Here is a 6,377-nt window from a genome sequence, read left to right as displayed (position 1 = left end):
AGTTTTTCAGTGCCCTCGTACAGAAGCGAGCTCATCACGATTAGCACAGTTAAGTTTATTAGATACTTTGTATGTAGGATTTTCGTTGCAGCGACAAGAGGAAACACTACAAAATTTACAAAGCATACGTGAAACAATTTCGATGAAGCGAATATAAAAAGCTCTTCAAATGAAGAGCTTTTTATATTGGTGAATAGTCAGTTGATATATCCTCTAGATCTACTTGTAATAATTGCACGTAGAAATATGCCACATGTTTATCTATAGCTTCTCCTTTAGTTTTATCGGTGATATCAAATCACAATTAAGCTAAGAAAAGTAAATACCCCAAGATGAACTACAAAAAATTTATTTAAAATATTTTTCTTATAGTCATAATCTCCCATCTTTAAAACCATTTATTTTTTTAACCTCAATATACTTCGCATTTGAAATCCTAAGAATAGCCTGCTAAATCCCAATGTGGATATGATAAAATTCTGAATAAAAATTTCAGTTTTTTTTAAAAAATACATCAAAAACGATTTATGTAATAATTCAAATATTGTTCAATATTTCAAAATGTGTTTGTAAAATTAAATGTTATGATGAACATGTAATGATGATTGAACACTTAAATTTGGTACAATAATTAGCCAAAACAGTGAAGACAGAAGTTGTGAGATGAACTCATTAAAACTCTAAAACACTAAAGGGGAGATCACATATGAAAGCAGTAGTGGTTAATAAAAACAGCAAAGCAAACATTGAAGTTATTGAAAAAGAATTACGTCCGTTACGCTCAGGTGAAGCGTTAGTAGATGTAGAGTATTGTGGAGTTTGCCACACTGACTTACACGTTGCGAATCATGATTTTGGTAATACAGATGGCCGCATCCTTGGTCATGAGGGTGTAGGTATTGTTACTAAAATTGCTGATGATGTTACTTCACTTAAGGTTGGTGACCGTGTAAGTATTGCATGGATGTTCCAATCTTGTGGACGTTGTGAATATTGCGTAACTGGTAGAGAAACATTCTGTCGTGAAGTTAAGAATGCTGGTTATACAGTAGATGGTGGTATGGCTGAACAATGTATTGTTACAGCTGATTATGCGGTGAAAGTGCCAGAAGGATTAGATCCTGCTCAAGCATCATCAATTACATGTGCAGGTGTAACTACATATAAAGCTATTAAAGTATCAGACATTAAACCTGGTCAACCTATTGTAATCTATGGTTGTGGTGGATTAGGTAACCTAGCTATCCAATATGCTAAGAATGTATTTGGTGCAAAGGTAATTGCAGTAGATATCAATGACGACAAATTAGCCTTAGCAAAAGAGGTTGGTGCCGATATGACTATCAATCCAATTACTCAAGGTCCTGCTGATCAGATTGTTCAAGAGGTGTTTGGTGGCGCTTATGCTGCTGTAGTAACAGCAGTTTCTAAAGTAGCCTTCAACTCAGCAGTTGATGCAGTACGTGCTTGCGGTAAAGTAGTTGCGGTAGGTTTACCAGTAGAAACTATGGACTTAAACATTCCACGACTTGTACTAGACGGAATTGAAGTAGTTGGTTCTCTAGTTGGTACTCGTAAGGACCTAGAGGAGGCATTTATGTTCGGTGCAGAAGGCAAAGTAGTGCCGGTTGTTCAAACTTGTCCACTAGATGAAGTACAAGATGTATTCGAAGAAATGGAACAAGGTAGGATTCAGGGGCGTATGGTAATCGATTTTAAACAGCATAAGTGTAATTGCGATTGTAAATAATTTAATTTGTTTAAATCATCGTCGGTGTAGAAGGAGCAAGATACGGTGCTTGCTTAATGGTTGGTGGAGAAAAAGAAATTTATGATCAATTAGAACCTTTACTTAAAGATTTAGCAGTAGAGAACGGTTATTCTTATGCAGGCCGCGAGGGAAGTGGTCATTTCTTAAAAATGGTTCATAACGGTATTGAATATGGAATGATGCAAGCGATTGCTGAAGGATTTGAAGTTTTAGATAAAAGTGATTTTGATTTTAATTATGAAGATGTTGCGAAAGTGTGGGCAAATGGATCAGTTATCCGTGGTTGGTTAATGGACTTAACTGAAAAAGCATTTGCAGATGACCTGAAACTTGATGGTATTAAAGGTGTAATGAACTCTTCAGGAGAAGGGAAATGGACTGTTGAAACTGCGCTTGAACTACAAGCAGCGGCACCAGTTATCGCAATGTCATTATTTATGCGCTACCGTTCTCAAGAAGATGATACATTCCATGGGAAAGTTGTTTCAGCTCTTCGTAATCAATTCGGTGGACATGAGGTTGTTAAAAAATAGGGAATGGTTTTAATGAAGAAACTTGTGCTTATGTACAAGTTTCTTTTTTATTTTAGATTTTATAAAACATAGTTTAAGATATTCCTAATTTAAAAATACCAATCAACACACGTTTTTGGGTCGCATATGACAGCTTCAACGTTCATCGATTGAACAATGTATTCTATATTTTCGTCTTTAGCTAATAACAAAGTTGTAAAGGATTCATAAATACTCATAAATGCATAATCCTTGTTTTCGTCAGTAATAATTAACTCATTATAGCTAAGGTCCCAAATATCTAAGGGGGTAGTATCATTTACCTGTAATAATCCGTTGTTATCAAGGGTTAGTTCAGAGAAATATAGATTTTTTGCACCTTTAGAACCGAGGAGCTTAAGTAAAGTATTTAATAAAAATATAGACGTATGATCTTCTGTTGGATAATAAAGATCTTGTTTAAAGCTTGAATTTAGCTTTTCAGCTAAGTCCTCTCTTTTATATTCTTCTGTAAAGGCACTAATGGAGGTTAACAAGGCTATAGCTAGTTCTGCGTATGAATTTAATCCACTATGAGACATAATTTCCTTCCAAGAAGCGGATTTCCCATCATGAATGATTTCTTCAGCACTTGGATATATGTGTTGATAGTGTCTTTTTCTCACTGACTTTTCCCACCCTGAAGGCATTTGGACAAAAGAGTGAAGCAATATCGCTGCAGATTTAAAGTTGCTTGGTAGTTGTTCTAAAATTGTAGAGTTGTCATCTAACCAAATGTAATCCAACAAAATAAAACCTCCTCTCAAACAATGAAATATAATGAGTTCCATTTTATACGGATTGTATCAAATATACAGTGAAGCATCAAAGATGTCCCAACATAAAAATAAGAATAAATAAAATGAAGTTTTCATAAATAGTAAAAGGGTGATTACGTCATGAGTATAGTTAAGCGATGGTGTTACATATGAAAAGAGCGTGTTATTAAAATATGAGGTGGTCAAGTGGTAAATGCGAAGGAGAACAATGAAAGAACAGACAAAAAATTATGCCTTTGTATGATTGTGAAAAATGAATCGAGGATAATGGAGAGGTGTTTAAATGCAACAAAATCCATTGTAGACTTTGTTTCTATTTGTGATACCGGATCGACAGATAATACACCTGAAATTATTGAAAATTGGTGTAAAGAAAGTAGGATACCAGGGACGGTCCATCATGAACCATTCAAGAACTTTGGTTATAATAGAAGTTTAGCAGTTTCGTTAGCTCAAAAAGCATATCCAGAAGCAGATTATTTATTAATACTTGATGCGGACATGATTTTAGAAGTTGAACCAACTTTTGATAAAAGTAGTTTAACTGAAGATCATTATCTTACACTGCAATATGATATTCATATTAAATATTGGCTTACACGTCTTTTAAAGGCTTCTTTACCGTGGAAATCTGTAGGAGTTACTCATGAGTACTGGGATATTGATCGTTCTAAAGTTGGAGCGGGTTACAATATAAGAGTAGCTAGGTTAGATACTCTTATCGTTAATGATCCTGGAGATGGTGGAAGTAAAAGTGATAAATTTGAAAGAGATGAGAGATTGTTGTTACAAGGGATAAATGATCCAGAAACGACTCCAGATTTGCACATAAGATATTTATTTTATTTAGCTCAAACTTATTATCATTTAAATCAATTTGAAGATTCGATTAAGTGGTATAAAAAAAGAGTGGAAGCAGGAGGATGGACTGAAGAGGTATTCTATTCGCTATTGCGAATAGGATTTTGTTATGAATATTTAGCGAATGGTTCATCATACAAAAAACATGAATTAACAGATAGTGAGGAAAAAGAACATGCCAAGGAGCAAGAAGAACAATATTTAGCGTTAGCTATTTTTTATTTTCAAAAAGCATGGGAATACAGACCAACTCGAGCCGAACCTTTATACCAACTTGCAAAATTGTATCGACTACGATCACAAAATAATATCGCTTTGATGTATGCACTACAAGGGAAAGAAATTCCTTTTCCAACAGAGGATCTTTTATTTGTAGATTACCATGTATATGATTACTTATTTGACTATGAAATTTCTATAAGTGGTTACTATATACCTCATAAAAAACATTTAGGTGCACAATCACAAAAGTATCTTGAATCGAAAAAAGAAGAGTTACCAGTGCATATAGCGGGTATGGTAGAGAATAATGCGAAATTTTATTAAATAAATTTTGGATTAAAGGAGTAGTGGAGTAATCATGGAATTAATACGATGGGCGATTGAACTAGGGGAAGCGGTGCATGGTAATACGTCAGAAGAATTAATCCCACTACTAGATTATTATTACGATCGTGATCATTTAAAAGCGTATTTTATCGCAAACCTTCTATTAGACATGGATATATCGAAAGAACATCGGGAAAGAGTTGAATTAAAAAGATGCATAGCTGCTTATTATGCCGGATTGCATAAAGCATCAAAAAAATATGCGAATCAGTTGTTAGCTGAACATCCTGAAGTAGAGTTATATAAAAATAATTTAAGATTAATGGAAGCTTATTTGAATAAAGAATATGATTATTGCCTATTTATATGTCCGAATACGTATGGTAGTTTCATAGATGTTGTACGAGCTTTGAAATGGCGATTGGAGCAGGAGGGAAATACCGTTATTCTATCAGAAACAATATTAGAAAATGCAAAGAAGACGATTGTTTTCGGAGCGCATACATATGCATTTAACCCGAATGCCCTTCCGAAAGACGCAATAATTTATAATTTAGAGCAGCTATATGAAGGAAGCCCTTATGCACATCCGCTTTATTTAATATTATTAAAAGATAGGGAGATTTGGGATTACAGTAAACAAAATATAGAATGGTTAATACAAAAAGGGTAGGAAAAGAGATTAAATATGTAGGAATGAACTACGCCCCAACTTTGGAAATAAAGAAAGATGCATTTGAAGATGAAATTTCTGAAGATATTGATATCCTGTTTATAGGTGCTCTTAATCTGAGACGGCAAGTTATTTTCGATCAATTAAAAGTAGTTGCTCCACATTTAAATATTGTTTTTAAAAATAACGCATGGGGAATTGTTAGAAATGAGTTGATTGCAAGGTCTAAAATAATATTAAATATTCATTTTTATTTATCAGGAATTCTTGAAACACCCCGGGTTTCTTATGCTGTTGCAAATAAGAAGTTTATTATTTCGGAAAATAGTAATCCAGAGGACGAGATAGAGTGGCCTGGAATTGTATTCACACCATACGAAAAAATTGTAGAAAACGTAATGAAATATATAGAATTGCCAGAAGAGCGAACAAAATTAGCTGAAAAAGCGTTTAATCATTTTGAAGCTAAAGAAAGCATACTTACACTAAATCATAAAGGTGAAAAAAACTAATTTTGTGAGGCTCATACGAAAGTATGAGTTCTTTTTTATTTCTCATACTATTTTATGAAAGTTTTTCCCTCTTTTTGCTGTATTTTGTATAGAAATTTCTGATAATATATAAGTATAACTTGAAAACAAAGGGGAGAAATAATTATGAAGCTAGTCGTAATTAACGGTACACCAAGAAAATTTGGAAGAACGCGTGTTATTGCAAGATATATCGCAGAGCAATTTGAAGGGGAGTTATACGATTTAGCAGTAGAGGAATTGCCTTTATATAATGGAGAAGAATCACAACGTGAATTAGAAGCAGTAAAAAAATTAAAAGCTTTAGTGAAAGCAGCAGACGGTGTAGTACTATGTACACCAGAATATCATAATGCGATGAGCGGAGCACTGAAAAATTCGTTAGATTACTTAAGTAGCAGTGAATTCATCCATAAACCGGTGGCATTACTAGCGGTTGCAGGAGGCGGTAAAGGAGGAATTAACGCATTAAATAGTATGCGCACTGTTGCTAGAGGTGTTTACGCAAATGCAATACCAAAACAAGTTGTACTTGATGGATTACATGTACAAGATGGTGAACTTGGAGAAGATGCAAAACCATTAATTCATGATTTAGTTAAAGAATTAAAAGCATATATGGGCGTATATAAAGAGGTGAAAAAACAACTAGGAGTTGAGTGA

The 6,377-nt window shown here is 33.9% G+C and carries 4 protein-coding genes and 3 pseudogenes; 6 read left to right on the top strand and 1 reads right to left on the bottom strand.

Annotated features, from left to right (window positions below; genetic code table 11):
• The 3 genes and pseudogenes from U860_RS34340 to U860_RS0126810 form a co-directional block, all read left to right on the top strand.
• Positions 1-157, top strand: a pseudogene (locus tag U860_RS34340) (RpiR family transcriptional regulator); the annotation flags it as partial.
• 549 nt (positions 158-706) lie between these two features.
• The gene (gene adhP, locus U860_RS0126815; protein ID WP_025150942.1) at positions 707-1,750 is read left to right on the top strand and encodes an alcohol dehydrogenase AdhP; all 1,044 of its coding nucleotides are present in this window, start codon (positions 707-709) and stop codon (positions 1,748-1,750) included.
• A gap of 23 nt (positions 1,751-1,773) precedes the next feature.
• Positions 1,774-2,304, top strand: a pseudogene (locus tag U860_RS0126810) (6-phosphogluconate dehydrogenase (decarboxylating)); the annotation flags it as partial.
• Positions 2,305-2,393: 89 nt separating this feature from the next.
• On the opposite strand, the gene U860_RS0126805 reads toward U860_RS0126810, so the two are convergent.
• Complete coding sequence (locus U860_RS0126805) at positions 2,394-3,068, bottom strand: DUF2711 family protein (protein WP_025150941.1); 675 nt, start codon at positions 3,066-3,068, stop codon at positions 2,394-2,396.
• Positions 3,069-3,341: 273 nt separating this feature from the next.
• Between U860_RS0126805 and U860_RS0126800 the strand changes: the two genes are divergently transcribed.
• From U860_RS0126800 to U860_RS0126790, 3 genes and pseudogenes are all read left to right on the top strand, one after another.
• The gene (locus tag U860_RS0126800) at positions 3,342-4,508 is read left to right on the top strand and encodes a glycosyltransferase (protein WP_081806942.1); all 1,167 of its coding nucleotides are present in this window, start codon (positions 3,342-3,344) and stop codon (positions 4,506-4,508) included.
• A 34-nt stretch (positions 4,509-4,542) separates the two neighbouring features.
• Positions 4,543-5,696: pseudogene (locus U860_RS32075) on the top strand (glycosyltransferase family 1 protein).
• 144 nt (positions 5,697-5,840) lie between these two features.
• Positions 5,841-6,377, top strand: coding sequence for an NADPH-dependent FMN reductase (locus U860_RS0126790; protein WP_025150939.1), 537 nt, complete (start codon positions 5,841-5,843; stop codon positions 6,375-6,377).

Origin of the sequence: Bacillus sp. H1a, from assembly GCF_000633475.1 — a bacterium.
GTDB classification, from domain to species: domain Bacteria; phylum Bacillota; class Bacilli; order Bacillales; family Bacillaceae_G; genus Bacillus_A; species Bacillus_A paramycoides.
This window is presented reverse-complemented; position numbering and strand designations above follow the sequence as displayed.

Bases quoted from the DNA above. Each gene is read 5' to 3' on its own strand.
- adhP (WP_025150942.1), top strand. From the start codon at position 707: ATGAAAGCAGTAGTGGTTAATAAAAACAGCAAAGCAAACATTGAAGTT.
- U860_RS0126800 (WP_081806942.1), top strand. From the start codon at position 3,342: ATGATTGTGAAAAATGAATCGAGGATAATGGAGAGGTGTTTAAATGCA.
- U860_RS0126790 (WP_025150939.1), top strand. From the start codon at position 5,841: ATGAAGCTAGTCGTAATTAACGGTACACCAAGAAAATTTGGAAGAACG.